Annotated in this window: 20 protein-coding genes; 14 read left to right on the top strand and 6 right to left on the bottom strand. The window is 62.9% G+C overall.

Features of this window, described 5'->3' with window-relative positions; genetic code table 11:
• Nucleotides 1–12: 12 nt before the first annotated feature.
• The 4 genes from AC1DUR_RS12090 to AC1DUR_RS12075 form a co-directional block, all read right to left on the bottom strand.
• Entirely contained in the window at nucleotides 13–1,263 is a 1,251-nt protein-coding gene (locus tag AC1DUR_RS12090) for a thiolase family protein (protein ID WP_477717483.1), read from the bottom strand.
• Nucleotides 1,264–1,281: 18 nt separating this feature from the next.
• Nucleotides 1,282–3,138, bottom strand: a complete 1,857-nt coding sequence (locus tag AC1DUR_RS12085) for a feruloyl-CoA synthase (RefSeq protein ID WP_477717482.1) — start codon at nucleotides 3,136–3,138, stop codon at nucleotides 1,282–1,284.
• 84 nt (nucleotides 3,139–3,222) lie between these two features.
• Nucleotides 3,223–4,017 carry a crotonase/enoyl-CoA hydratase family protein gene (locus AC1DUR_RS12080; protein ID WP_477717481.1) on the bottom strand — a complete coding sequence of 265 codons (795 nt, stop codon included), beginning with the start codon at nucleotides 4,015–4,017 and terminating at the stop codon, nucleotides 3,223–3,225.
• A gap of 576 nt (nucleotides 4,018–4,593) precedes the next feature.
• Complete coding sequence (locus tag AC1DUR_RS12075) at nucleotides 4,594–5,364, bottom strand: FadR/GntR family transcriptional regulator (protein WP_477717480.1); 771 nt, start codon at nucleotides 5,362–5,364, stop codon at nucleotides 4,594–4,596.
• A 182-nt stretch (nucleotides 5,365–5,546) separates the two neighbouring features.
• Here AC1DUR_RS12075 and AC1DUR_RS12070 point away from each other — a divergent pair, with 182 nt between their 5' ends.
• The 10 genes from AC1DUR_RS12070 to AC1DUR_RS12025 all read left to right on the top strand — a co-directional run bounded on the left by AC1DUR_RS12070 (nucleotide 5,547) and on the right by AC1DUR_RS12025 (nucleotide 15,888).
• Nucleotides 5,547–6,356, top strand: a complete 810-nt coding sequence (locus AC1DUR_RS12070; protein WP_477717479.1) for an NAD-dependent epimerase/dehydratase family protein — start codon at nucleotides 5,547–5,549, stop codon at nucleotides 6,354–6,356.
• A 4-nt stretch (nucleotides 6,357–6,360) separates the two neighbouring features.
• Nucleotides 6,361–7,281, top strand: a complete 921-nt coding sequence (locus tag AC1DUR_RS12065; RefSeq protein ID WP_477717478.1) for an SMP-30/gluconolactonase/LRE family protein — start codon at nucleotides 6,361–6,363, stop codon at nucleotides 7,279–7,281.
• Nucleotides 7,282–7,326: 45 nt separating this feature from the next.
• On the top strand, nucleotides 7,327–8,319 hold the full coding sequence (locus AC1DUR_RS12060) for a TRAP transporter substrate-binding protein (RefSeq protein WP_477717477.1): 993 nt from the start codon (nucleotides 7,327–7,329) through the stop codon (nucleotides 8,317–8,319).
• 101 nt (nucleotides 8,320–8,420) lie between these two features.
• On the top strand, nucleotides 8,421–8,909 hold the full coding sequence (locus AC1DUR_RS12055) for a TRAP transporter small permease (RefSeq protein ID WP_477717476.1): 489 nt from the start codon (nucleotides 8,421–8,423) through the stop codon (nucleotides 8,907–8,909).
• Nucleotides 8,900–10,189 (top strand): TRAP transporter large permease, encoded by a 1,290-nt coding sequence (locus AC1DUR_RS12050; protein ID WP_477717475.1) that lies wholly within the window; start codon nucleotides 8,900–8,902, stop codon nucleotides 10,187–10,189. Before AC1DUR_RS12055 ends, AC1DUR_RS12050 begins: the two co-directional genes overlap by 10 nt.
• Before the next feature lie 141 nt (nucleotides 10,190–10,330).
• Nucleotides 10,331–11,881 carry a galactarate dehydratase gene (gene garD, locus AC1DUR_RS12045; protein ID WP_477717530.1) on the top strand — a complete coding sequence of 517 codons (1,551 nt, stop codon included), beginning with the start codon at nucleotides 10,331–10,333 and terminating at the stop codon, nucleotides 11,879–11,881.
• 51 nt (nucleotides 11,882–11,932) lie between these two features.
• The gene (gene garL / locus AC1DUR_RS12040; RefSeq protein WP_477717474.1) at nucleotides 11,933–12,715 is read left to right on the top strand and encodes a 2-dehydro-3-deoxyglucarate aldolase; all 783 of its coding nucleotides are present in this window, start codon (nucleotides 11,933–11,935) and stop codon (nucleotides 12,713–12,715) included.
• 38 nt (nucleotides 12,716–12,753) lie between these two features.
• Entirely contained in the window at nucleotides 12,754–13,635 is an 882-nt protein-coding gene (gene glxR, locus AC1DUR_RS12035) for a 2-hydroxy-3-oxopropionate reductase (RefSeq protein ID WP_477717473.1), read from the top strand.
• A gap of 68 nt (nucleotides 13,636–13,703) precedes the next feature.
• Nucleotides 13,704–14,687, top strand: a complete 984-nt coding sequence (locus AC1DUR_RS12030) for a Bug family tripartite tricarboxylate transporter substrate binding protein (RefSeq protein ID WP_477717472.1) — start codon at nucleotides 13,704–13,706, stop codon at nucleotides 14,685–14,687.
• Between the two features lie 40 nt (nucleotides 14,688–14,727).
• Nucleotides 14,728–15,888 (top strand): aldose epimerase family protein, encoded by a 1,161-nt coding sequence (locus tag AC1DUR_RS12025; RefSeq protein ID WP_477717471.1) that lies wholly within the window; start codon nucleotides 14,728–14,730, stop codon nucleotides 15,886–15,888.
• A gap of 80 nt (nucleotides 15,889–15,968) precedes the next feature.
• On the opposite strand, the gene AC1DUR_RS12020 is transcribed toward AC1DUR_RS12025, so the two are convergent.
• Nucleotides 15,969–16,889: a LysR family transcriptional regulator gene (locus AC1DUR_RS12020; protein WP_477717470.1), complete on the bottom strand. Its 921-nt coding sequence runs from the start codon at nucleotides 16,887–16,889 to the stop codon at nucleotides 15,969–15,971.
• A gap of 96 nt (nucleotides 16,890–16,985) precedes the next feature.
• Here AC1DUR_RS12020 and AC1DUR_RS12015 point away from each other — a divergent pair, with 96 nt between their 5' ends.
• From AC1DUR_RS12015 to AC1DUR_RS12000, 4 genes are read left to right on the top strand one after another with little or no spacing between them, the layout of a single operon-like run.
• Nucleotides 16,986–17,918, top strand: coding sequence for a dihydrodipicolinate synthase family protein (locus tag AC1DUR_RS12015; protein WP_477717469.1), 933 nt, complete (start codon nucleotides 16,986–16,988; stop codon nucleotides 17,916–17,918).
• 33 nt (nucleotides 17,919–17,951) lie between these two features.
• Nucleotides 17,952–18,917, top strand: a complete 966-nt coding sequence (locus tag AC1DUR_RS12010; RefSeq protein WP_477717468.1) for a Bug family tripartite tricarboxylate transporter substrate binding protein — start codon at nucleotides 17,952–17,954, stop codon at nucleotides 18,915–18,917.
• Between the two features lies 1 nt (nucleotide 18,918).
• On the top strand, nucleotides 18,919–19,644 hold the full coding sequence (locus AC1DUR_RS12005; RefSeq protein WP_477717467.1) for an SDR family NAD(P)-dependent oxidoreductase: 726 nt from the start codon (nucleotides 18,919–18,921) through the stop codon (nucleotides 19,642–19,644).
• A gap of 12 nt (nucleotides 19,645–19,656) precedes the next feature.
• The gene (locus AC1DUR_RS12000; protein ID WP_477717466.1) at nucleotides 19,657–20,823 is read left to right on the top strand and encodes a mandelate racemase/muconate lactonizing enzyme family protein; all 1,167 of its coding nucleotides are present in this window, start codon (nucleotides 19,657–19,659) and stop codon (nucleotides 20,821–20,823) included.
• 147 nt (nucleotides 20,824–20,970) lie between these two features.
• Here AC1DUR_RS12000 and AC1DUR_RS11995 read toward each other — a convergent pair whose 3' ends face one another.
• Nucleotides 20,971–22,326 (bottom strand): gallate dioxygenase, encoded by a 1,356-nt coding sequence (locus AC1DUR_RS11995; protein WP_477717465.1) that lies wholly within the window; start codon nucleotides 22,324–22,326, stop codon nucleotides 20,971–20,973.
• Between the last annotated feature and the right edge of the window lie 54 nt (nucleotides 22,327–22,380).

Raw genomic sequence — 22,380 nt, 5'->3', positions numbered from 1 at the left:
GTCCAATGCTCGTCAGGCCGCGCCCGGGTTTTCCAGAAGCAGCGCAATGCCTTGTCCACCACCGACGCAGGCCGACGAGATGCCGTAACGCACGCCGGCACGCTGCATCTCGCGCGCCAGCGTGATGGTCAGGCGCACACCGGTAGCGGCCAGCGGGTGGCCCAGTGCGATGGCGCCGCCGTTGACGTTGAGCCTGGTCATGTCCAGCCCCAGTTCGCGGCCCACGGCCAGCGTCTGCGCACCCTGGGCTTCGTTGATCTCGAAACGGCCAATCTGGTCCAATGTGAGTCCGCAGCGCGCCAGCAGCAGGCGGATCGCGGGTGCCGGGCCTATGCCCATGATCTCGGGCGGCACGCCCACGGCGGCTGCGGCGACCACGCGTGCGAGTGGCTTTTTGTCATGGGCCCTGGCATAGTTGCCAGACGCCACGATGGCCGCGGCAGCGGCATCGACCAGCGCCGCGCTGTTGCCGCCGGTCTGCACGCCGCCTTCATACACGGGGCGGAGTTTGGCCAGCACTTCGGGCGGGGAGATGCGGGCGTGGGTGTCCTGCGCCACCTCGGTGATCTTGCCCTGCAGCGTGATGCCGCGCGGCTTGTAGCCTTCGAGTTCAAATTTTTCGGTGACCACGGGTGCAATTTCGCCGGCATGAAAGCCCGCCTGCTGCGCGGCGACAGCCTTGGCAAATGACTGCGAGGCGAATTCGTCCACCTGCTCGCGCGTGATGCCGTATTTCTTCGCCAGGTTCTCGGCGGTCTGGATCATGTTGATGCCGGCCGCCGGGTCTTTGAGCGCCTCCCACATGAAGTCCTTGAAGCCCACTGGCGCGCCGAGCTTGAAGCCGTTGCGGTGGTCAAACGCTGCAATCGGGTTGCGTGTCATGCTCTCGGTGCCGACCAGCAGCGCGGCCTCGGCAGTGCCGCTCTGGATTTGTTCCCCCGCCTGGCGAAACAGCTCAAAACCCGTTCCGCAAATGCGCTGCACCATGATGGCCGGCACTTCCATGGGCACGCCGGCATACAGGCCGATGTGACGCGGGAGAACAAACTGGTCAAAGTCACCGGGTGCCATGTTGCCGGCAATCACCGAATCGATGTGCTCAGCGCTGACGCCCGCGCGGTGCAGCACGGCGCGTGCTGCCTTGATACCCAGATCGGTCGGCGATACGTGGCCCAGGGCACCGCAGTAATCGACCAGGGGGGTGCGAACGCCATCGAGCATCCAGACATCGTCGAACGCGTTGAAAAATCCTTTGGAGGTCATGAGCGGCTTTCGATGTTTTCAGAGGGAGGGCTTGACGATGTAGCGCAGTTCATCGGCATGCAGGGCCACCACGGTTTCGGCCCGATGCGTCAGCACGGCGCGCTGGTTGATGGAACCCTTGTCGGTGATCTCGCCGCGGTCAATGGTGGGAGGGTCTGGCAGCAGACACAGGCGTGCGATGCGGTTGGCGCTACCGGTAGCCGATCGTGCGAGCTCATCCACCACCTTCTGGAATTGCGCCAGCACGCCGGGGCTGTTCAGTACATCGGCCATGGGCGCGTTGGCGTCCAGGCCACTCAAGGCCCTCACGGCCTGGGTAGGAAACACCATGGCGCCCACCTCCTTCATATTGAGCCCAGTCAGTACCGCGTCCTGAATGTAGGGCGCACCGGCCGCAATGATTTTTCCGCGCAGCGGCCCCACGCTGACGAAGGTGCCGGTGGCGAGCTTGAAGTCCTCGGCGATGCGGCCATCGAACCTGAGGCCCAGGTGGATGTCGGTCTCGTCAATCCATTTGACCGCGTCGCCAGTGCAGAGAAATCCTTCTTCATCAAAGGCCTTGGCGGTCTCCGTGGCGTCGCGCCAGAAGCCCGGCGTGATGTTGGGGCCCTTGTAGCGCACCTCGATCTTGCCTTGCACGTCTACCAGCTTGAGTTCCATGCCGGGTGCCGGCACCCCGATGTCGCCGGCTTTCACGCTGGAGTTGGTCACGAAGATCGCGAACGGCCCGGACTCGGTCATGCCAAGGCCCGTGGCCATCACGATGCGCTCGCCGATTTCCTTTTCCTGGGATTCATACAGGCTGTCCCACACCGCCTGGGCCAGCGCGGCGCCTGCGTAGAAGAACATGCGGACGCGCGACAGCAGCTTGCCACGCAAGGCGTCGTCCGTCTTCATCGCGTCGGCAATGGCCTCGAAGCCGGTCGGCACGTTGAAATAGATCGTGGGCGCAATTTCGCGCAGATTGCGCAGCGTCTCATGCATCAGCGCTGGCGTGGGCTTGCCGTCGTCGATGTACAGGGTGCCGCCATGGAACACGACCATGCCGAAATTGTGGTTGCCACCAAAGGTGTGGTTCCAGGGCAGCCAGTCCACCAGCACGGGCGGCGCCTCGGTCAGCACCGGCATGGACTGGGCCATCTGCTGCTGGTTGGCGCACCACATACGCTGCGTGTTGATCACGGCCTTGGGTAGTTTGGTCGAACCGCTGGTGAAGAGAAACTTCACAATCGTGTCCGGACCGGTAGCCTGCATGGCCTCATCCACGGCCGGCGTGGCCATTGTTTCAACCAGGTCAGAAAACGGCGTTGTCTCACGCCCGGCGACCTTGCCGGCCGTCAGCACGACCTCCACGTCGGCGCCGACTGTGGCCGTGATGGCCTTGCCATAGCGTGAGGCATCCGCAGCAAAGACCAGTCCCGGCGTGACCGTCTTCAGCACATGGCGCAGTTTGGCGTAGTCCTGGCTGACGAGGGAGTAGGGGGGCGAGGTCGGCACGAAAGGCACGCCGGCCACCATGCAGCCCAGCGCCAGTAGCGCGTGTTCGAGGTCGTTCTCGGACAGGATGACCACCGGGCGTTCCGCGCTCAGGCCGCGGTTGACCAGCGCCTGGGCGATACTGCGTGCGCTGGCCCAGGCTTGTGCGTAGCTCACATGCCGCCAGTTACCCGTGCTGCCATCGGCAAGCTTTTCGCGACGCGCCATGAAGATGCGGCCGGGCGCCACCTGCGCCCAGTACTGCATGCGGTCCGTCATGCGGATGGGGTAGTCCAGCAGGGGTTGCTCGGCGCGCAGGTAGTGCACGCCAGGCGCACCGTCGCGCAGATTGACGCGGGTGACGCCAAAAGTCAGGGGGCGAAATTTCGGGCTCGTCATGCTTGTCTCTTCCGGGGGCGTTGCGTTTTATTTTTTTGCTGTTGGGTTGGGTTGGGTTGTGTGGTCGCGTTGTGCCGCGCTGTGTCAGGTTTTTTGCACCTTGTCGGCCCGGCCCTCGAGGAAGGCGCGAACACGGTCCTTGGCCTCCGGCGCGCTTTGGGCAATCGCCGCCATCAAGGCTTCCGTCAGGTAGCCCTGCTCGGCCGGCTGCTCGGCAATCCGGGGCAGGGCATGCATCAGTGCGTAATTCGTCAGAGGGGCGTTTTGCGCCACACGCGCGGCCAGTTCCATGGCCTTGTCAAAGGCCTGGCCTTCGGGCACCAGGTACTGCGCGAAGCCGGCGCGTTCGCCGTCTTGCGCGGTGTAGACCCGGCCGGTCAGCATCATGTCGGTCATGCGTGCGACGCCGATCAGTTTGGGGATACGGACCGATCCGCCGCCGCCGACAAAAATGCCACGGGAACCTTCCGGCAGCGCATAGAAGGTGGACTCGTCGGCGACGCGGATGTGGCAGGCGCTGGCCAACTCCAGCCCGCCGCCGACCACGGCGCCTTGCAGCGCGGCAATCACCGGAACCGGGCCGAACTGCACCCGTTCGAGCGCGGCGTGCCACATGCGCGAATGGTGCATGCCCTGGCCCGCGTCGCGCTCCTGCAGTTCGCCCAGGTCCAGGCCGGCGCAGAAGTGCGCGCCTTCGCCGTGGATCACGGCAGCACGGATGGTCGTGGGCAGTTTTTCGAAGATGTCACGCAAGGCCAGGATCAGGCTGTCGTTGACGGCGTTGCGTTTGGCAGCGCGGCTCAGGCGGATCACCGCGATCTCCTGGTGGTCGCCGCGAATGTCAAGCTGGATGTCGGTGGAAGAGGTGTTGGACGTCATGGTCAGATTTTTTTCGAAGTGAATGAATTGTGGTTATAAAACATAACTAATTCAATTGTCTTTCTTGCTTGTTTTCTCGGTGTTTACCCGCAGATCGAGTAAAGATCCGGACCCGGTCATCGGAGGGAAGCGCGGCGACCAGGGGCGGGGCGGCTCGTATGAGCCGGGCGCAAATGCCCTTGGGATGAATCGGGGGGAGGGGGGGCGTGCTTACGCAGGAGACGGGAGCGAAACGCCGGTGTTCATCTCCATCACACCCCCGGTACGGAAATGCAGAAATGGGGCAGTTGATTTTTGCCTGCCACTTGTTCGCTGGCGCCGCTACCTGACCGATGAAGCAGCCCTGAAATCAAACGCCGCGGACACAGCGGGGCCAGCGGGTGATTCGCCGTATTTGATGAAATCGGGACGTTGGGGCCCGCGGAACTGCGGCAGTGTTTGGAGGCGGGGCAGGGCCGATGGTGGTCGGCGGATGAAGTCACTTAGTTGTATGTTGTCGTACAACGTATAGACTTCGCACACCCACCAACCGTTATGCCCTCATAAGTGCCGCCGTGACGGTACCGCCGCGACGAGTCAGCCCTGGGTCGTGCGCCCCTCCGGGGTCTGCATCGCGAGCACGTTGTTGCCTCGGCGCAGGCGTTCGCGGCTGTTGGACAGGTGTGTCCGCATGGCGGCGCGTGCGGCCTCGGCATCCTGATTGCTGATCGCGCTGTAAATGCTTTCATGCTCGCTATGGACGCGCTCCAGGTAATTCAGGCGGCCCTCTGGCGCCTGGTGCACGATGCTCACGCGCGTGCGCGGAATGATCATGGTGCCCAGGTAGGTCATCAGATCGGCAAAGTGCCGGTTGCCTGTGGAGCGGGCGACTTCCATATGAAACTGGAAGTCGGGCGGCACCGCGTCGGAGTCATCGTTGATGGAGTCCTGAAAGGCGCGCAGTGCATTTTTCATGGCCAGCAGGTTTTCAGGCGTTCTCCTCTGTGCAGCCAGGCCTGCAGCCTCGGTTTCAAGGCTGATGCGCAACTCCAGCACCGAAATCACATCGGCCACCGTGGCGAAGTCTTCCGCCATGATCTTGAAGTTGCCGGTCTCTTGCGGCGGTAGCACAAAGGTGCCTATGCCATGCCGGGTTTCGACCAGGCCAGACGCCTGGAGCCTGGACAGCGACTCCCGAACCACGGTGCGGCTGACATCGAACCGGGCCATGATTTCCGCCTCGGTGGGGAGCTTGGCGCCGGGCTTCAACTGCCCGTCCCGGATGCTGGCGGCCAGGCTTTCAACGATTTCGCCGACCAGCCCGCGCGGGCGGCGCATGCGAAGCGGCGCCTCGTGAGGGGGCGGCATATCGGGCTCGGGTTGGCTAAGGGTTTTCCTTGAATTCATTAAAAAACCGTTGACAAGCTAAAGAAGGGATTGGAGAATTCCAGTCGTCAGACAACCTATGACTGATGAGATGTTGGGTTGACTTTAACAAACTTCAAAAAAAAGTCCAGTTGCAATTGGCAATTGGATCCGGAATGCCAAAAATGACCATCAAAGTTCATGAAAAACTGCTGTTGACCGGCGCCGCGGGCGGTTTGGGCAAAGCCCTGCGCGAGCGTCTCAAGGCCAATTGTTCGGTGCTCCGGCTGTCCGATGTCCAGCCTTTCGGCGATGCCGCTGCGGGCGAAGAAGTGGTGCTGGCCGATCTGGCCGATGCGGCGGCCGTCAATGAGATGGTGAAGGGGGTGGATGCCATCGTTCACCTGGGCGGCGTGTCCGTCGAAGGGCCGTTCGGGCCCATTCTGCAGGCCAATATCCTGGGCGCCTACAACCTCTACGAGGCTGCGCGCAAACACGGCGTCAAACGCGTGGTGTTTGCCAGCTCCAACCACGTCACCGGCTTTTACCGCCAGGACCAGACGATCACTGCGGATCATCCGCCGCGGCCCGACGGCTTTTATGGGCTGAGCAAGGCTTTTGGGGAAGACCTGGCACGCCTCTACTTTGACCGCTACGGCATTGAAACCGCCTGCGTGCGCATCGGCTCTTCATTTCCCGAGCCGAGGGACCGCCGCATGCTGGCCACCTGGCTGAGCTATGACGACCTGCACCGCCTCATCACGGCCTGCCTGACAACGCCGGTGCTGGGCCACAGCATCATCTTCGGCATGTCGGATAACGCGGTCACCTGGTGGGACAACAGCCGCGCACGCCATATCGGCTATGTGCCGAAAGACAGCTCGGATGTTTTCCGCGATGCGGTTTACGCGCGCACTCCCCAGCCGGATCTGAACGATCCGGTTGCCCAGTACCAGGGCGGTGGTTTTGTCGTGGCCGGTCCTTTTGGCGATTGAAGGCATGAGCATCATCACGAGTGCGACGCAGGCCGAGCTACTGCTCGATGCGCGCAATGCCACGGGCGAAAGCCCGGTATGGCGTGCCGACGAGCAGGCGCTGTATTGGGTCGATATTCCTGCGCGCACGCTGTGCCGCTGGCAGGCCGACACAGGGCGTACCAGCCACTGGCTGGCGCCCGAAATGCTGGCCTGCATCGCCTCGCGGGGTCCGCAGGCCGGCTGGGTGGCAGGCATGGAAACCGGTGTGTTTGAACTGCAGCCGCATGAAGACGGCCGTCTGGATGTCCGGCTGCTGGCCGGGGTGCGGCATGCGCAGGCCGGCATGCGCTTCAACGATGGCCGCTGCGACCGCCAGGGGCGCTTTCTGGCTGGCACCATGGTGCTCGACATGGCATTGGGGGCTGCGGCAGGGTGCCTCTACAGCCTCGAAAAGAACAGCGAGAACAGCGGACCAAAAAAACTCCTGGGTGGCTTCATCACGCCCAATGGCTTGGCTTTCAGCCCGGACGGGCGCACCATGTACCTGTCGGATTCCCATCCATCAGTGCAGACCATCTGGGCATTTGATTACGACACTGATAGCGGCACACCGTCTAATCAGCGGGTGTTTGTTGACATGAACCCGCTGCCGGGGCGGCCCGACGGCGCCGCTGTCGACGAGGATGGCTGTTACTGGATTTGCGGCAATGACGCCGGTCTGGTTCACCGCTTCACGCCCGCCGGCAAGCTGGACCGCTCCATTGCAGTTCCGGCCGCCAAGCCTGCGATGTGTTGCTTTGGCGGCCCTCGCATAGACCAGCTTTTCATCACCACGATCACCCCTGCGCAACCCGTGGCGGGCTATGACCCGGCACTGGCGGGCGCGGTGTTCGTGGCTCATCCCGGCGTTCGCGGCATTGCCGAAACGCCGTTTTCGCAGTAGCTTTCCCATTTCAACGCGCAACCATAACTCAGGAGACATCGCATCATGACAAACAGAACTCCCCGCATTTCGGCTATTCGCTCGGCCGCCCTTGCCGCTTTGCTGGCGGGCCTCGGCATGGGTGCTGCCCAGGCCGTCGAGTTCCGCTCGGCCGATACGCACAACGCCGATGACTACCCCACCGTGGCCGCTGTCAAGTACATGGGTGAACTGCTCGAGAAAAAGAGCGGCGGCAAGCACAAGATCAAGGTCTTTAACAAGCAGGCCCTCGGCAGCGAGAAGGAAACCATCGACCAGGTCAAGATTGGCGCGCTCGACTTCACGCGCGTCAATGTCGGCCCGATGAACGCCATCTGCCCGTTGACCCAGGTGCCGACGATGCCGTTTTTGTTCAGCTCCATTGCGCACATGCGCAAGTCGCTCGACGGCCCGGTCGGTGACGAGATCCTGAAGAGCTGTGAGTCCGCCGGTTTCATCGGCCTGGCGTTTTATGACAGCGGTGCGCGCTCGATCTACGCCAAAAAGCCGATCAAGACCGTCGCTGATGCCAAGGGCCTGAAGATCCGCGTCCAGCAGTCGGACCTGTGGGTCGCGCTGGTCAGCGCGATGGGCGCCAACGCCACGCCCATGCCTTATGGCGAGGTCTATACCGGCCTGAAGACCGGCCTGATTGACGCCGCCGAGAACAACATTCCGTCGTTCGATACGGCCAAGCACGTGGAAGCCGTGAAGGTCTATTCCAAGACCGAGCATTCGATGGCGCCCGAGATCCTGGTGATGTCGAAGGTGATCTATGACAAGCTGCCCAAGGCCGAGCAGGACATGATCCGCGCGGCGGCCAAGGAGTCGGTGGCATTTGAGCGCCAGAAGTGGGATGAGCAGGAAGCGAAGTCATTGGCCAATGTCAAGGCTGCTGGCGCCGAGATCGTGGAAGTGGACAAGAAGTCGTTCCAGGCCGTGATGGGCCCGGTCTACGACAAGTTCATGACCACGCCAGACATGAAGCGCCTCGTCAAGGCGGTTCAGGACACCAAGTAAACCTGCGGGGCAGGCCACGCCTCCTGCCGCAAGGCGRGGGGCTCCTGTCTTCCCTTCCTTTGCGGGGAGGTGGGACGGTCAGGTCAGAAAAAGATTAATCCATGTACACAAAATTTTGCGCGACGCTGTCCAAAGTCAGCCTGGCTCTGGCTGTGATCGGACTGCTCGCGGTTGTCCTGTGCGTCCAATGGCAGGTGATCGGACGCTACATTCTCAATGACACGCCGACCTGGGCCGAGGCACTGGCCCTGTTGCTGGTGCTGTTCGTCACCGCATTCGGCCTGGCGGTCGGCGTGCGCGACGCCGGCCACATTGGCCTGGAGTCCCTCGTCGTGCTGCTGCCCGAGAAATGGCAGCACCGCATCGAAATACTGATTCATTTTCTTGTTGGCAGCTTTGGTGCGCTGATGGTCTACGGCGGCTGGTTATGGATGGCCGCGAAATGGGACGAAAAGAAACCCATGTTGCCCGTCCCGGACGGAATCGACTATTTGCCGATGGTGATTGCCGGCGTGCTGATCGTCCTGTTTTCAATTGAACATGTGATCGCGCTGCTGCGCGGCCAAGTAGTGGAGCCCGCATGGAACTGACCGTACTCGCCCTGAGCTTCACGCTCTTCCTCGTGATTGGTGTGCCGGTCGCGTTTGCGATCGGTCTGTCATCCGTGGCCACCATCATTGCCGCGGGTCTTCCGGTTGCGGTGGTGTTCCAGAAAATGGTTGGCGGCATGCAGGTGTTCTCGTTCCTGGCCATTCCGTTTTTTGTCTTCGCCGGCGAGCTGATGCTCTACGGCGGCATTGCCGAGCGCATCGTGCGCTTCGCCAACAGCCTGGTCGGCCACGTGCGCGGGGGCCTGGGCATGAGCAACGTGATCGGTTGCACGCTGTTCGGTGGTGTCGCTGGCTCGCCACTGGCTGACGTGTCGGCGATGGGCTCGGTGATGATCCCGCTGATGAAGAAGGAAGGCTATGACGCCGACTATGCGGTCAACGTCACCACGCACGCCGCGCTGGTCGGCGCCATCATGCCGACCTCGCACAACATGATCATCTTCACGCTGGCCACCTCCGGGATCGCCTCGGTCAGCGTGCTGAGCCTGATCCTCGCGGGCCTGGTTCCTGCGGTGATCCTGACCCTGTGCAACCTCGGCGCGGCTTACTACGTGGCCGTCAAGCGCGGCTACCCCACACGCGGCGCTTTCCCCGGCTGGGGTGAGGTGTTGCGTGCCTTCGGTGCTTCGCTGCCGGGCCTGCTGGTGGTGGTGATCATCCTCGCCGGTATTTTGTCGGGCGCATTCACGGCCACCGAGTCGGCATCGATCGCCGTGGCCTGGGCGCTGGCGATCACGGTGTTTGTCTACAAGACGCTGACGTGGGAGAACTTCCTCAAGGCCTGCACCAAGGCTTGCAAGACGACCGGTGTGGTCCTGCTGCTGATTGGCATCTCGGCCGCCTTTGGCTACTTCATGGCGCTGTACGAGGTGCCGCAGCTGACCGGCGAGCTGATGAAGTCGGTGAGCAGCGAGCCCTGGGTCATCTTCCTGATGATCAATGTGCTGCTGTTCGTGCTCGGCACCTTTCTCGACATGGCGGCGACCATCCTGATCTGCACGCCGATCTTCATGCCGATTGCGATGCAGTTCGGCATGGACCCGGTGCAGTTCGGCATCGTGATGCTGATCAACTGCGCGCTCGGGCTGAACACGCCGCCGGTCGGGACGGTGCAATTCGTCGGCTGCGCCATCGGCGGCATCTCGGTCGGCCAGGTGATGCGTTCGATCGCCCCCTTCTACGGCGCGCTCGGTCTCTGCCTGCTGCTCGTGACTTATGTGCCGGCTTTCTCGTTGTGGTTGCCGGCGCTGTACAAGTAAGCGTTTTCGTTTGAAGATAGTCTCACCATGACCAATCCTCCTGCACAGGCCGCATCGCAGGCCACATCTCAGGCTGCGTCGCGGGCCGAGCCGCAGGCTGTCCCGGGCACCGCGACAAAGAAGGTCCCGCTGTACATCACCATGCACGATCACGACAACGTCGCGATCGTGGCCAACGACGGCGGGTTGCCGGCCGGCAGCGTCTTCGCCAGCGGCTTGCGGCTGTGCGAGCAGGTGCCGCAGGGGCACAAGGTCGCGCTGGTCGACCTGCCCAAGGGCACCGCGGTGCTGCGTTACAACGTGCCGATCGGCTATGCGCTCAAGGACATCCCGGCCGGGAGCTGGGTGCATGAGCGGCTGCTTGAGATGCCCTCGGCACGCGAGCTCGACAATTTGCCCATCGCCACCGTGCGGCCGCCGGTGCTGCCACCGCTGGAGGGCTATACCTTTGAGGGCTACCGCAACCCGGACGGATCGGTCGGCAGCCGCAACATCCTTGCCATCACCACGACCGTGCAGTGTGTGGCGGGCGTGGTGGAATTTGCCGTCAAGCGCATCAAGGATGAATTGCTGCCGCGCTTCCCGAACGTGGACGACGTGGTGGGCCTGGAGCACACCTACGGATGCGGCGTGGCCATCGACGCGCCGGACGCGATCATCCCGATCCGCACCTTGCGCAACATCACGCTCAACCCGAATTTCGGTGGCGAGGTGATGGTGGTGAGCCTGGGCTGCGAAAAGCTCCAGCCCGAGCGCCTGCTGCCGCCCGGCACCATCCAGATCGTCGACGAACGCAATGTGGCCGATGTCGGCGTCAGCGCCGAGGCCGAGCTGGATGTGGTCTGCCTGCAAGCCGAGCATCACGTGGGCTTCATGTCGATGATCGACTCCATCATGGACACGGCCTTGCTGCACCTGGAGCGGCTCGATGCCCGCCGGCGCGAAACCGTCCCCGCCAGTGAACTGGTGGTGGGTGTGCAGTGCGGCGGCAGCGATGCCTTTTCTGGCGTGACGGCCAATCCGGCAGTTGGTTTTGCCACCGATTTGCTGGTGCGCGCCGGTGCCACGGTGATGTTTTCCGAGACCACCGAGGTCCGGGACGGCATCGACCAGCTCACCTCGCGTGCCGCCACGCCCGAAGTCGCCGAAGCGATGATCCGGGAGATGGCCTGGTACGACGCTTACCTGCAAAAGGGACGGGTTGACCGCAGCGCCAACACCACGCCCGGCAACAAAAAGGGCGGCCTGTCCAACATCGTCGAAAAAGCCATGGGCTCCATCGTGAAGTCGGGCACGGCGCCGATTAGCGGCGTGCTGTCGCCGGGTGAAAAAGTCAGGCAGAAAGGCCTGATTTATGCGGCCACGCCGGCCAGTGACTTCATTTGCGGCACGCTGCAGCTGGCGGCTGGCATCAACCTGCACATTTTCACAACGGGACGCGGCACGCCGTACGGGCTGGCGGAGGTACCGGTGATCAAGGTGGCCACGCGCAGCGACCTGGCCCGGCGCTGGCATGACCTGATGGACGTGAACGCCGGCCGTATTGCCGACGGCGAGGCCACCATCGAAGAGCTTGGCTGGGAGCTGTTTCACCTCATGCTGGAAGTTGCCAGTGGCCGCAAGAAAACCTGGGCGGAGCACTGGAAACTGCACAACGCGCTGGTTCTTTTCAATCCGGCGCCCATTACCTGAACCTGAACCTGAACCTGAATCTGAATCTGACGCTTCACAGGAAGAATTCACATGACCCAAACCACACCTTACCAATCCTTTCCCAACAGTTTCAAACGCGACCTGCTGGCCGGCAAGCGGCTGATTGGCTGCTGGTCGTCGCTGTCCAACGCCATCACCACCGAGGTCCTCGGCGTGGCCGGCTTCGACTGGGTGCTGCTGGACGGCGAGCATTCGCCAAACGACGTGGCCACCTTCATTCCGCAGCTGATGGCGCTCAAGGACAGCGTGACCGCGCCAGTGGTGCGGCCTTCGTCCAACAACGTGGTCGAAATCAAGCGGCTGCTGGACGCTGGTTTCTACAACTTTCTCATCCCCTTCGTGGAGAGCGCCGATGAAGCGCGCCGCGCTGTTTCTGCCACGCGTTACCCGCCGCAGGGCATCCGGGGCGTGTCGGTGTCCCAGCGCAGCAATCGTTATGGCACGGTGGTCGATTACTTCAAGCTGGTCAACGAGCAGATCTGCGTGATGGTGCAGATCGAGAGCCGTGCCGGCATCGCCGCCACGCGCGAAATTGCCGCGCTGGACGGGGTGGACTGCATCTTCGTCGGCCCCTCGGATCTGGCGGCCGGCCTGGGCCACCTGGGCAACGCGGGCCACCCCGACGTGCAAGCCGCCATTGCCGCCGTGTTTGCCGATGCCAAAGCCAGCGGCAAGCCCATCGGCATCCTGGCCCCCGTTGAAGCCGATGCGCGCCGCTACATGGAGATGGGCGCCACGTTTGTGGGTGTCGGAAGCGACCTGGGCACCTTCCGCTCGGCCACGCAGGCCCTGCGCGACCGTTACCGCGCCTGACGGACACTTTTTTAAATCACTTTGACTGGAGTCATTCAATGAGCAAGCTTGGTTTTATCGGCCTGGGCATCATGGGAGCGCCGATGGCGTCCCACCTGATCAATGCAGGGCATGAAGTTTTTCTGCACACGCGCAGCAAGGTACCTGCCGACCTGCTCACGGGCAAGGCGAAAGCCTGCGGTTCCATCCGCGAAGTGGCCGAGCAGGCCGACATCATTTTTCTGATGCTGCCGGACACACCCGATGTGGCCAAAGTGCTGTTTGGTGAAAACGGCGTGGCCTCCGGTTTGACCAAAGGCAAGACGGTCGTCGACATGAGTTCCATCTCGCCGATGGAGACCAAGGAATTTGCCAAGAAAATCAATGCACTGGATTGCGACTACCTCGATGCGCCGGTATCGGGCGGTGAAGTGGGCGCCAAAGCCGCCAGCCTCACCATCATGGTGGGTGGTCCCGACGCGGTATTTGAACGCGTGCGGCCGCTGTTTGAGTTGATGGGCAAGAACATCACGCTGGTGGGTGGCAATGGCGACGGGCAAACCTGCAAGGTGGCCAACCAGATCATTGTGGCGCTGAACATCGCGGCTGTCGGCGAAGCGTTGCTGTTTGCCAGCAAGGCCGGGGCCGACCCTGCCAAAGTGCGCCAGGCGCTGATGGGCGGTTTTGCTTCTTCCCGCATTCTGGAGGTGCACGGCGAGCGCATGATCAAGCGGACTTTTGCGCCTGGCTTCCGGATTGGCCTGCACCAGAAGGATTTGAACCTGGCGCTGGCCGGCGCGAGAACCCTGGGTGTAGCCTTGCCGCAAACCGCAGGGGCGGCGCAACTGATGCAGGCCTGCAGTGCCAACGGCATGCAGGACCTCGACCACTCCGCGCTGGTACGCGCACTGGAACTCATGGCCAATCACCAGGTCGCCTGAGTTCAAGGATTTCATGACCGCAGGCTGAGGCCGGGAGCGGTTTTTTCAAACAACGAGCAGGAGACGTCATGTCCATTAATCGAAGAGAACTTGTCGGTGCTTCCCTGGCCCTGGGTTGTGGTGCGCTGGGGCTCGGCGCGGCCAGCGCGCAAACGCCGAACTGGCCACTCAAGCCCATCAGGCTGGTGGTTCCCTACCCGCCGGGCGGATCGTCGGACATCATTGCGCGTGCGATTGCCCAGCCCTTGTCCGACGCCCTCAAGCAAAGCGTCATCGTTGACAACAAGGCCGGCGCCAATGGCAATCTGGGCGCGGATTTTGTGGCGAAGTCTGCACCCGACGGCTATACGCTGCTGCTCTGCGACACCGGCGCGCTGGCCATCAGCCCGTCGGTCTACACCAAGCTGGGGTTTGATCCCTCCAAGGATCTGCGCGGCGTGACCATGCTGGCGTATTCACCTCATTTGCTGGTGGTGCACCCCTCCGTGCCGGCCAACAACCTCAAGGAGCTGGTGGAGTTGTCGAAGCGGTCGAATATCAATTTTGCGGTGACCGCCATGGGCAGCGCGCCGCACCTGGCGGGGGTTGCGGTGGAGCGCGCCAGCGGCGCCAAGTGGCAATACATCCCCTACAAGGGTGGCTCGCAAGCGATCACCGACACCATCGCCGGCCAGACGCAGGTCCTGATGAATGGCATGCTGGCTACCTTGCCGCACGTGCAAAGCGGCAAGCTCAAGATACTGGGTGTTTCCAAGAGCACGCGCATGCCGCTGATCGGCAACGTCCCGACCTTGTCCGAGCAGGGGATCACCAATTTTGAATCCGGAACCTGGCAGGGACTGCTGCTTGCCAATGGCACACCAGCCGCCATCGTGAGCCGGCTCAATACTGAGCTCATCAAGATCATCCGCAGCCCGGACATCCGTGCCAAACTGGCGGGCCAGGGCGCTGAGGTGGTGACCATGACGTCGGCCCAACAGGATGACTTTTTCAACCGAGAGAAAAGCCGTTGGGCCAAGGTCGTCACGGACGCGGGCATCAAGCTGGACTAGTTGCTGGACTCGCTACTGGCCGGGTTGCAGTGACCGTCGATTGACATTGCGCCGAAGGAGAGTTGCCATTTCTCAGCACAACAACAGCGTCTCATCATCACCGCCGCTCGCCGCAGCATTGCTGGATCCGGCACGCTTTGACGGTGAAGTCGTTGGCAAACCCGTCCGTTTGTTCACGCTGCGCAATCGGCGGGGCATGGTGGCGGGCATCACCAGTTATGGCGCCAAGATTGAGCAGTTGCTGGTCCCGGACCGCGCTGGCCGGCTGGACGACGTGGTGCTGGGCTACGACTGCCTGGATGCCGTGGTGAAGGGCGCTCCCTCCATGGGTGCATTTGTGGGGCGTTATGCCGGGCGCATTGAGAATGCCCGCTTCACACTCGCCGGAACCGCGCATGTGCTGACGGCCAACAACGGCAGACATTGCCTGCACGGCGGGCTGAAGGGGTCGCGCTTTCGCGTCTTCGATGCCGTGCAGCACGACGACGCCAGCGTTGAAATGCGCTATCTATTCGCCGATGGCGAAGAGGGCTTCCCCGGTGCGATGGCGCTGCGTCTCGTGTACAGCCTCACCGAAGCCAATGAGCTGCAACTGGACTACGAAGCCCTGGCCCTGGACAAACCCACGGTAGCCAGTTTCACCACACATGCTTTTTTCAACCTGAATGGCGAGGCCAGCGGCAGTGCTCTGGGCCATGAGGTGATGATTTGTGCGGAGCGTTACTTCGGGATGACGGCGGACCTCATCGCAACGGGGGACATCCTGCCGGTGGCCGGTACGTCCTTTGATTTTCGCCAGGCCACCGTGCTCAGTACGCGGGTGCACGGCGCGCCGCTGCAGGCTGGCGCCAGAATGCCGGCAATCGATGCGGTCGATGGCTACGACAGCTGTTTTTTGCTGGACCACCCCGCCGACGGCACGCTGGCCCTGTGCGCCCGCGTTCGCGCACCGGAAAGCGGCCGCGTGATGGAAGTCTGGTCAACCGAGCCGGCCCTGCAGTTCTACAGCGGCTTGCAGCCGCAAGAGCCATTGGCGGGAGGCCCGGGCAAGGGCGGCCGGACTTACTTTCAGCAGCAAGGACTGTGCTTTGAGCCGCAGGCTTATCCCAACGCACCCAACAGGCCGGCATTTCCTTCGGCGGTGTATGAGCCCGGTCAACGCCGTGCGGGCCGTACGGTTTACCGTTTCAGCACGGACTAGGGCCACCGTAGACACCTGCAATACCAAGGCCTACAAGGTCTGGAAACCGATGAACCCGGGCGTGAGATGACTTTGTTGCTTCATCTCCCGGCAACGACTTGCCACAATGCTTCCGCCGGCGCGGCCAGGGCGGCGCGCTGGCGGTAAAGGCGGATGTCGACGGGAATATGCCATTGGGAGCTGCCGGCCGCCAGCAGTTTCCCGGTACTGAGTTCGTCCTTGATCAGACTCTGGGGCAGCCACGCAATGCCTCGTCCTTCCATCACCATGGTTTTCAGCAGCACCGCGTGGTGGGCGGTGAACACGGTGGTAAACGGTTCTTCTTCAAGGGCCGAAGGCATCAGGGCGCGCATGATGCGCCCCAGCCCGGATTCCTGGCTGTAAGTCAGGATGGGTTGAGTTTTTTTCAATGAATCGTCGATCCAGTACTGCGGTTTCCCGCTGGCAAGAGGTGCCGCCACAGGAAGCAGGACGTCGTCGCTGACGCGCGCAAACGCAAACTGGATGTCGTCGAGACGGCAGGGTACCGACGAATGGCCGTGGCAGAGCAAAAACTGAACGCGCCGCTGCAGCATCAGTTCCTCGCAGGCAACCAGGTTGTCTGAAATCATCTGGATGGGCCCCAGCCGCAACTGCGCCTCGATGCCGCTGAGCCAGCTGGGGAAAAACGTCAACGACAGGACGTGCGTGGCGGCAAAACGCAGGCTGATGGCGGCCTGCTCATGGGCCGCACGGGCCTTGAGTCGCGATACCTCCAGCCGTTGCAGCAGGTCGTCCACGGAAGGGTGGAAGCGTTTGCCCGCTTCGGTCAGCGATACCGGGTGGGCACTGCGGTCAAACAGATCAACGCCGACCCATTCTTCGAGTGATTTGATGTGACGGCTGAACGCGGGCTGCGCGATGGCGCGCACCTGCGCCGCGCGGGAGAAATTGCCGCTGTCGGCCAGCGCCAGGAAGTCTTCCAGCCATTCAAGATCAAGCGGTCGGTTGCCGGGGCCCATAAATGAATAGTTCTATGCGTTTCGAGTATTGGACGTGTTGCACGGGCTGGCTGATCATTCGGCATCTTTTCATCAATCTACAACTCAGGAGCTTCCATGCCAACCATCGCCAATTATCGGGGGATTATTCCCGCCATCGCCTGCCCGTTTACCCCCGACAACCGGATTGACGAACCCGCTTTGCGCCGCCTCGCCTCCTGGCTCGCCAGCCACAAAGGTGTGGTGGCCGTGATGACCAATGGCCACACCGGTGAAGTGTTTTCGCTCACACCGATTGAACGCGCCCAGGTCACGCGCATCGTGGCCGACGAGCTCAAGGGACGCATGCCCGTCATTTCCTCGATTGTCTGCGAAGGCCTGACAGAAGCCGCAGAGCATGCGCGGCTGGCCAAGGAAGCAGGCGCCCAGGCACTGGATGTGATGCCGCCCCACCACTGGTTGCGTTTTGGTTTTCATTCGGATCACGCGCTGCAGTACTTCGATGCCATCTGGCAAGCCTCGAAGCTTGACCTGGTGTGCCACGTTTATCCCGCCCGGACTCAGGCCTCGTATTCGTCGGAGTTGCTGGCCGATCTGGCGCGCCTGCCCTACGTGCAGGCCTTCAAGGTAGGCCAGCGCGAGATGAGCAAATATGCGCGCGACATCAAGGCGATCCGCGATGCCGACGCCTCCAAGGCGATTCTGACCTGCCACGACGAGTACCTGCTGGCCTCCATGGTGCAGGGCGTGGACGGCGCGCTGGTGGGTTTCGCCAGCTGCATTCCCCAGCTCATCATCGACCTGTTTGAAGCCGTCAAGGAAGGCGACCTGCACAAGGCCATGAAGATCCAGGGGCTCATCACCCCGATCAAGGAGGCCGTCTACGGCGCGGGTGAGCCTACCGGCGAAGCCCATGCCCGCATGAAAGCCGCCATGAAATTTGCCGGTGTGCTGGAGAGCGCGCATGTGCGCCCACCAACCCATGCACCGTCTGCCGCAGAAAACGAGATGATCCGCCTGGCCGTCGCCAACGCGGGTCTTCTCAGGTAAGTTTCAGCCCCGCCATTCGAGGAGACACACACCATGAAACGCCAACAATTCCTTCGCACCCTGATCGCCACCGCCTTGCTCGGTGTCAGCGCCGCCTCCATGGCACAAGCCTGGCCGGCCAAGTCGGTCAAGCTGATCATTCCGTTTCCGCCGGGCGGCACGCTGGACACCGTGGGCCGCATGCTGGCCCAAAAGCTGACAGAGCAGACAGGCCAGAGTTTTTTTGTGGAGAACAAGCCAGGCGGCCAGGGCATGATTGGCGGCGATGCGGTGGCCAAGGCGCCGGCCGACGGCTACACCCTGCTGTTTAACGCGTCCACTTTCACCACCGCCCCGATGACGGTCAAGTCGGCGCCCTACGACGTGACGCGCGACTTTGTGCCGGTGGCGCTGGTCGCCAAGGCGCCGCTGTCGATCGCCATCAACAAGAACCTGCCGGTGCAAGACCTCAAGGGTCTGATCGCCTACGGCAAGGCGAACCCCGGCAAGCTGTCGTTTGCCATCGGCTCGACCGGTTCGGCCGGGCACTTGTCCACCGAACTGCTGCGCCGCTCGGGCAACCTGGACTTGCTGATCGTGCCTTACAAAGGCACGGCGCCCGCATTCCAGGACCTGATTGGTGGCCAGATCAGCGGTTTTGTGGACCCCATCCTGGGCTCGTTCAGCTTCTACAAGACTGGCATGCTCAAGGTCATTGCCGTGACCTCGGCGGCGCGGGTGTCCACCCTGCCCGAGGTGCCCACGGTGGGCGAAACCATCCCCGGTTACGAGTTTTACAGCTGGTACGGCGTGTGGGGTCCGGCCAAGCTGCCGGCTGACATTGCACAGCGTCTGAACGCCGAGGTCAACAAGGCGCTGAACGGCGAGATGCGCGAGAAGCTGGTGCAGCAGGGCCTGCTGGTGGGCGGCGGCTCGATGGACGACTTTGCGCGCTTCCAGCGTGACGACATGGCCAGGTCCGCCAAGATCATTGCCGAAGGGGGCATCCGTGCCGAGTGACATGCCGGCTCAAGCCGCTACCGGGTCCCACGTGCTGGTCACCGGCAGCAGCTCGGGCATTGGGCTGGCGATTGCACGGCACTTGCTGGAGCAGGGGTGGCGGGTCAGTGGCTGGGACCTGGCGGCGCCTGCGCTGGTGCATGCGAACTTCACACCTGTCACTGTGGACCTGGCGAGCGCCGACAGCATTGACCAGGCTCTCCAAGCGCTCCAGGCCTTGCCAACCCAGCCGCCGGTGACGGCACTGGTACATGCGGCGGGCTGGATGCGCACGGCCCCACTGGGCGGGCTCGACTTGCAGGCCGGCGAAGCCATGTGGCGCCTGCACGTGCAGGCTGCTGCACAGCTGGCGCAGGCACTGGTGCCCGCCATGGCCAGCCGTGGCCTGGGTCGGGTGGTGCTGATCGGCAGCCGTGTGGCTCAGGGCATGGCCGGGCGCAGCCAGTATGCGGCGGTAAAAGCCGCGTTGATTGCGATGGCGCGCAGTTGGGCCGCCGAGGTGGCGGCCAGCGGCGTGACGGTGAACGTGGTTTCTCCGGCTGCCACGCAGACCGCCATGCTGAGCGACCCGGCGCGCGCCGGCAGCGCGCCCCAGCTACCGCCCATAGGCCGCTACATCGACCCGGCCGAAGTGGCCGCCCTGGTGTCTTTTCTGCTGTCTTCCCAGGCTGCGGCCATCACCGGGCAAGACCTTCAAATTTGCGGCGGCGCTTCGCTGCCGCGCTAAGGAACTTATTTCATGAAAATTATTGACATCATCGAATCGACCCGACCCATCAAGTCGGACATCCGCAACGCCTACATCGACTTCTCCAAGATGACACTCAGCCTGGTGGCGGTGGTGACGGACGTGGTGCGGGACGGCAAGCCCGTGATTGGCTATGGCTTTAATTCCAACGGCCGTTATGGCCAGGGCAGCCTGATCCGTGAACGGTTTCGCCCTCGCGTGCTGGAGGCGGCGCCGGCCACGCTGCTGGATGAAAGTGGTGGCAACATCGATCCGCACAAGGTCTGGGCCTGCATGATGTCCAACGAAAAGCCTGGCGGCCATGGTGAGCGTTCCGTGGCCGTGGGCACCATCGACATGGCGGTGTGGGACGCTGTGGCCAAGATTGAACAAAAGCCGCTGCATGAACTGCTGGCGCAGCGCTACGGCAACGGCCAGGCCAATCCGCGCGTCTTCGTTTATGCGGCGGGCGGTTACTACCATCCCGGCAAGGGCCTGGACGGCTTGCGCCGCGAGATGATCAGTTACCTGGAGCGCGGCTACTCGGTCGTCAAGATGAAGATTGGCGGAGCCTCTCTTGCGGAAGACATGGAGCGCATCGAATCCGTGCTCAAGCTGCTCCAGCCGGGGCAGCAACTCGCGGTCGATGCCAACGGCCGTTTTGATCTGCCCACGGCCATCGCCTATGGCAAGGCGCTTTCCGCCTACCCGCTGTTCTGGTACGAGGAAGCGGGCGACCCGCTGGATTACGAACTCCAGGCTCGGCTGGGCGAGGTGTACCAGGGCAGCCTGGCCACCGGGGAAAACCTGTTCTCCATGCAGGACGCGCGCAACCTGATCCGGCACGGCGGGATGCGGCCCGACCGCGATTGGCTGCAGTTCGACTGTGCGCTCAGCTATGGCCTGGTCGAGTACCTGCGCACACTGGACATGCTGAAGGCTCATGGCTGGTCGCCCAGCCGCTGCATTCCGCATGGCGGCCACCAGATGTCGCTGGCCATTGCCGCCGGCCTGGGCCTGGGCGGCAACGAGTCCTACCCGGACCTGTTCCAGCCCTACGGCGGCTTCCCGGATGGCGTGAAGGTCGACAAAGGCTACGTGACACTGCCCAGCTTGCCTGGCATCGGGTTCGAGGGCAAGGCGGATCTGTACCGTGAAATGCGCGCGCTATCCAACTGAACAGCGAAGCCGGCTCACCCTCACCCCAACCCTCTCCCAAAGGGCGAGGGAGAAAGAAAAGCGTATTGCACGTATTACTGAGCCGAGTAGTTACCTGGCCAGCGGGTCGTATTCAGGTGGTTCATGGGGCTTATGGGGCTTATGGGGCTATTCGCCCAGGTTCGGCGTGAGGAACGCCCCCCGGGCAATGGAGGGGGACGAAGGCTGCGCATGCACTGTTGCAGCATCGTCACCCTTGAGTGTCCCGACCGAGTACAGCGCGCCGGGCGCATTGCGTGTTTGCTGGAATTCGGCCAGGCTCTGACCGCGCATGGCGGCGTAGATATGCAGGTTGCTGATGCCCAGAACCGCGCCCCACTTTTCCAGCACGAAAAAAATCACGCCGTAATGGATCAGGCCGCGCCAGTCGCGCGCGCGCAGCAGGCCGCTTTCCTCATCGGTCAGGCCTGCGGCGGCATAGGCGGTTTCTTCATCCTGCAAAAAGGCCTGCCGGTGGGCCGGCTGCGTCATGGCATGCAAAAAGCGGTTGATGCGAAGCGCCTTGACGCTGCGTGCCAGCGCGTAGGGGTAGGTGCCGGCCAGTTGTTCGGCGCCCTGCAGTTGCAATTGCGATTGATGCAAGTGGCGCTGTACTTCACCCGCCACGGGTGGGTGGCTGCGGTTTTCGTAGATGGCGGTGGCGATGCCCGTCATGGACGGCAGGTAGTAGCTTTGGTGGACTTTGCGTACCGATGCGGACAAGGCTCCGCGCATCACCAGCCACATGATGACTTCGGCCCCTTCCGCGCCCCCCAGCTCGACCAGTTCGGCCTGGGTCAGGTCGGCCAGGCGCTCGGGGTCGTGCTCGATGAGATCCAGAAACGTCTGGTCCCAGGCCGGGTTGTTGAAGCCCGCGCGCTCGCCGTGCACCTGGTGCGACAGGCCGCCTGTCGCCACGATGGCGATGCGCAGTGGCTCGGGGTAACTTTCGATCGCGCGGCGCAGCGCCTTGCCCAGCTCGAAGCAGCGCCGCGCAGTCGGCATGGGAAACTGCAGCACGCCCACCTGCAGCGGGATGATCGGAAGCGGCCAGCCACCCCCTGGACCCGGTTCGTGGGGCAGCAGCAGCGACAGCGGTGAAAAGCAGCCGTGGTCCAGCGCCCGGCCCTGGAAGAAGGACAGGTCGAAGGCATCGGCCATGACCGACTGGCCAATGTGCGCGGCAAGCAGCGGGTGGCCGGCAATGGGCGGCAGGCCGCGGGTGCCGCCCCCTTCGTCGGCCACCGGATACTGCTCCCCCACGCCCAGTGAAAACGCCGAGTAGTGGTCCAAAAAGAAGGAGCTGATGTGATCGTTGTAGATCACCACCAAGGCATCGGGTTTTTGCTCGGCAAGCCAGCGGCGCGGCGGCTCGAAGGCCTCGAAAATGGGCGCCCACACCGGATCCGCCTGCTTGCCGCTGTCCAGCGCAAAGCCGATGGTGGGCGTGTGTGAGGCGGCAACTGCGCCAAGTAGGGTGGCCATGGGGAATATCTCTGTGAAACGTCGCGTGAGTGGGGGGAGCGGGGGTGTGAGTGG

Source organism: Polaromonas sp. P4_F4 (genome assembly GCF_056401355.1).
Note: the sequence above shows the minus strand (reverse complement) of the source record. Positions and strands in the feature narration are given on the sequence as shown.

Coding starts and splice junctions, on each gene's coding strand:
- AC1DUR_RS12090 (WP_477717483.1), bottom strand. CDS start 1,263: ATGACCTCCAAAGGATTTTTCAACGCGTTCGACGATGTCTGGATGCTC.
- AC1DUR_RS12085 (WP_477717482.1), bottom strand. CDS start 3,138: ATGACGAGCCCGAAATTTCGCCCCCTGACTTTTGGCGTCACCCGCGTC.
- AC1DUR_RS12080 (WP_477717481.1), bottom strand. CDS start 4,017: ATGACGTCCAACACCTCTTCCACCGACATCCAGCTTGACATTCGCGGC.
- AC1DUR_RS12075 (WP_477717480.1), bottom strand. CDS start 5,364: ATGCCGCCCCCTCACGAGGCGCCGCTTCGCATGCGCCGCCCGCGCGGG.
- AC1DUR_RS12070 (WP_477717479.1), top strand. CDS start 5,547: ATGACCATCAAAGTTCATGAAAAACTGCTGTTGACCGGCGCCGCGGGC.
- AC1DUR_RS12065 (WP_477717478.1), top strand. CDS start 6,361: ATGAGCATCATCACGAGTGCGACGCAGGCCGAGCTACTGCTCGATGCG.
- AC1DUR_RS12060 (WP_477717477.1), top strand. CDS start 7,327: ATGACAAACAGAACTCCCCGCATTTCGGCTATTCGCTCGGCCGCCCTT.
- AC1DUR_RS12055 (WP_477717476.1), top strand. CDS start 8,421: ATGTACACAAAATTTTGCGCGACGCTGTCCAAAGTCAGCCTGGCTCTG.
- AC1DUR_RS12050 (WP_477717475.1), top strand. CDS start 8,900: ATGGAACTGACCGTACTCGCCCTGAGCTTCACGCTCTTCCTCGTGATT.
- garD (WP_477717530.1), top strand. CDS start 10,331: ATGCACGATCACGACAACGTCGCGATCGTGGCCAACGACGGCGGGTTG.
- garL (WP_477717474.1), top strand. CDS start 11,933: ATGACCCAAACCACACCTTACCAATCCTTTCCCAACAGTTTCAAACGC.
- glxR (WP_477717473.1), top strand. CDS start 12,754: ATGAGCAAGCTTGGTTTTATCGGCCTGGGCATCATGGGAGCGCCGATG.
- AC1DUR_RS12030 (WP_477717472.1), top strand. CDS start 13,704: ATGTCCATTAATCGAAGAGAACTTGTCGGTGCTTCCCTGGCCCTGGGT.
- AC1DUR_RS12020 (WP_477717470.1), bottom strand. CDS start 16,889: ATGGGCCCCGGCAACCGACCGCTTGATCTTGAATGGCTGGAAGACTTC.
- AC1DUR_RS12015 (WP_477717469.1), top strand. CDS start 16,986: ATGCCAACCATCGCCAATTATCGGGGGATTATTCCCGCCATCGCCTGC.
- AC1DUR_RS12010 (WP_477717468.1), top strand. CDS start 17,952: ATGAAACGCCAACAATTCCTTCGCACCCTGATCGCCACCGCCTTGCTC.
- AC1DUR_RS12005 (WP_477717467.1), top strand. CDS start 18,919: ATGCCGGCTCAAGCCGCTACCGGGTCCCACGTGCTGGTCACCGGCAGC.
- AC1DUR_RS12000 (WP_477717466.1), top strand. CDS start 19,657: ATGAAAATTATTGACATCATCGAATCGACCCGACCCATCAAGTCGGAC.
- AC1DUR_RS11995 (WP_477717465.1), bottom strand. CDS start 22,326: ATGGCCACCCTACTTGGCGCAGTTGCCGCCTCACACACGCCCACCATC.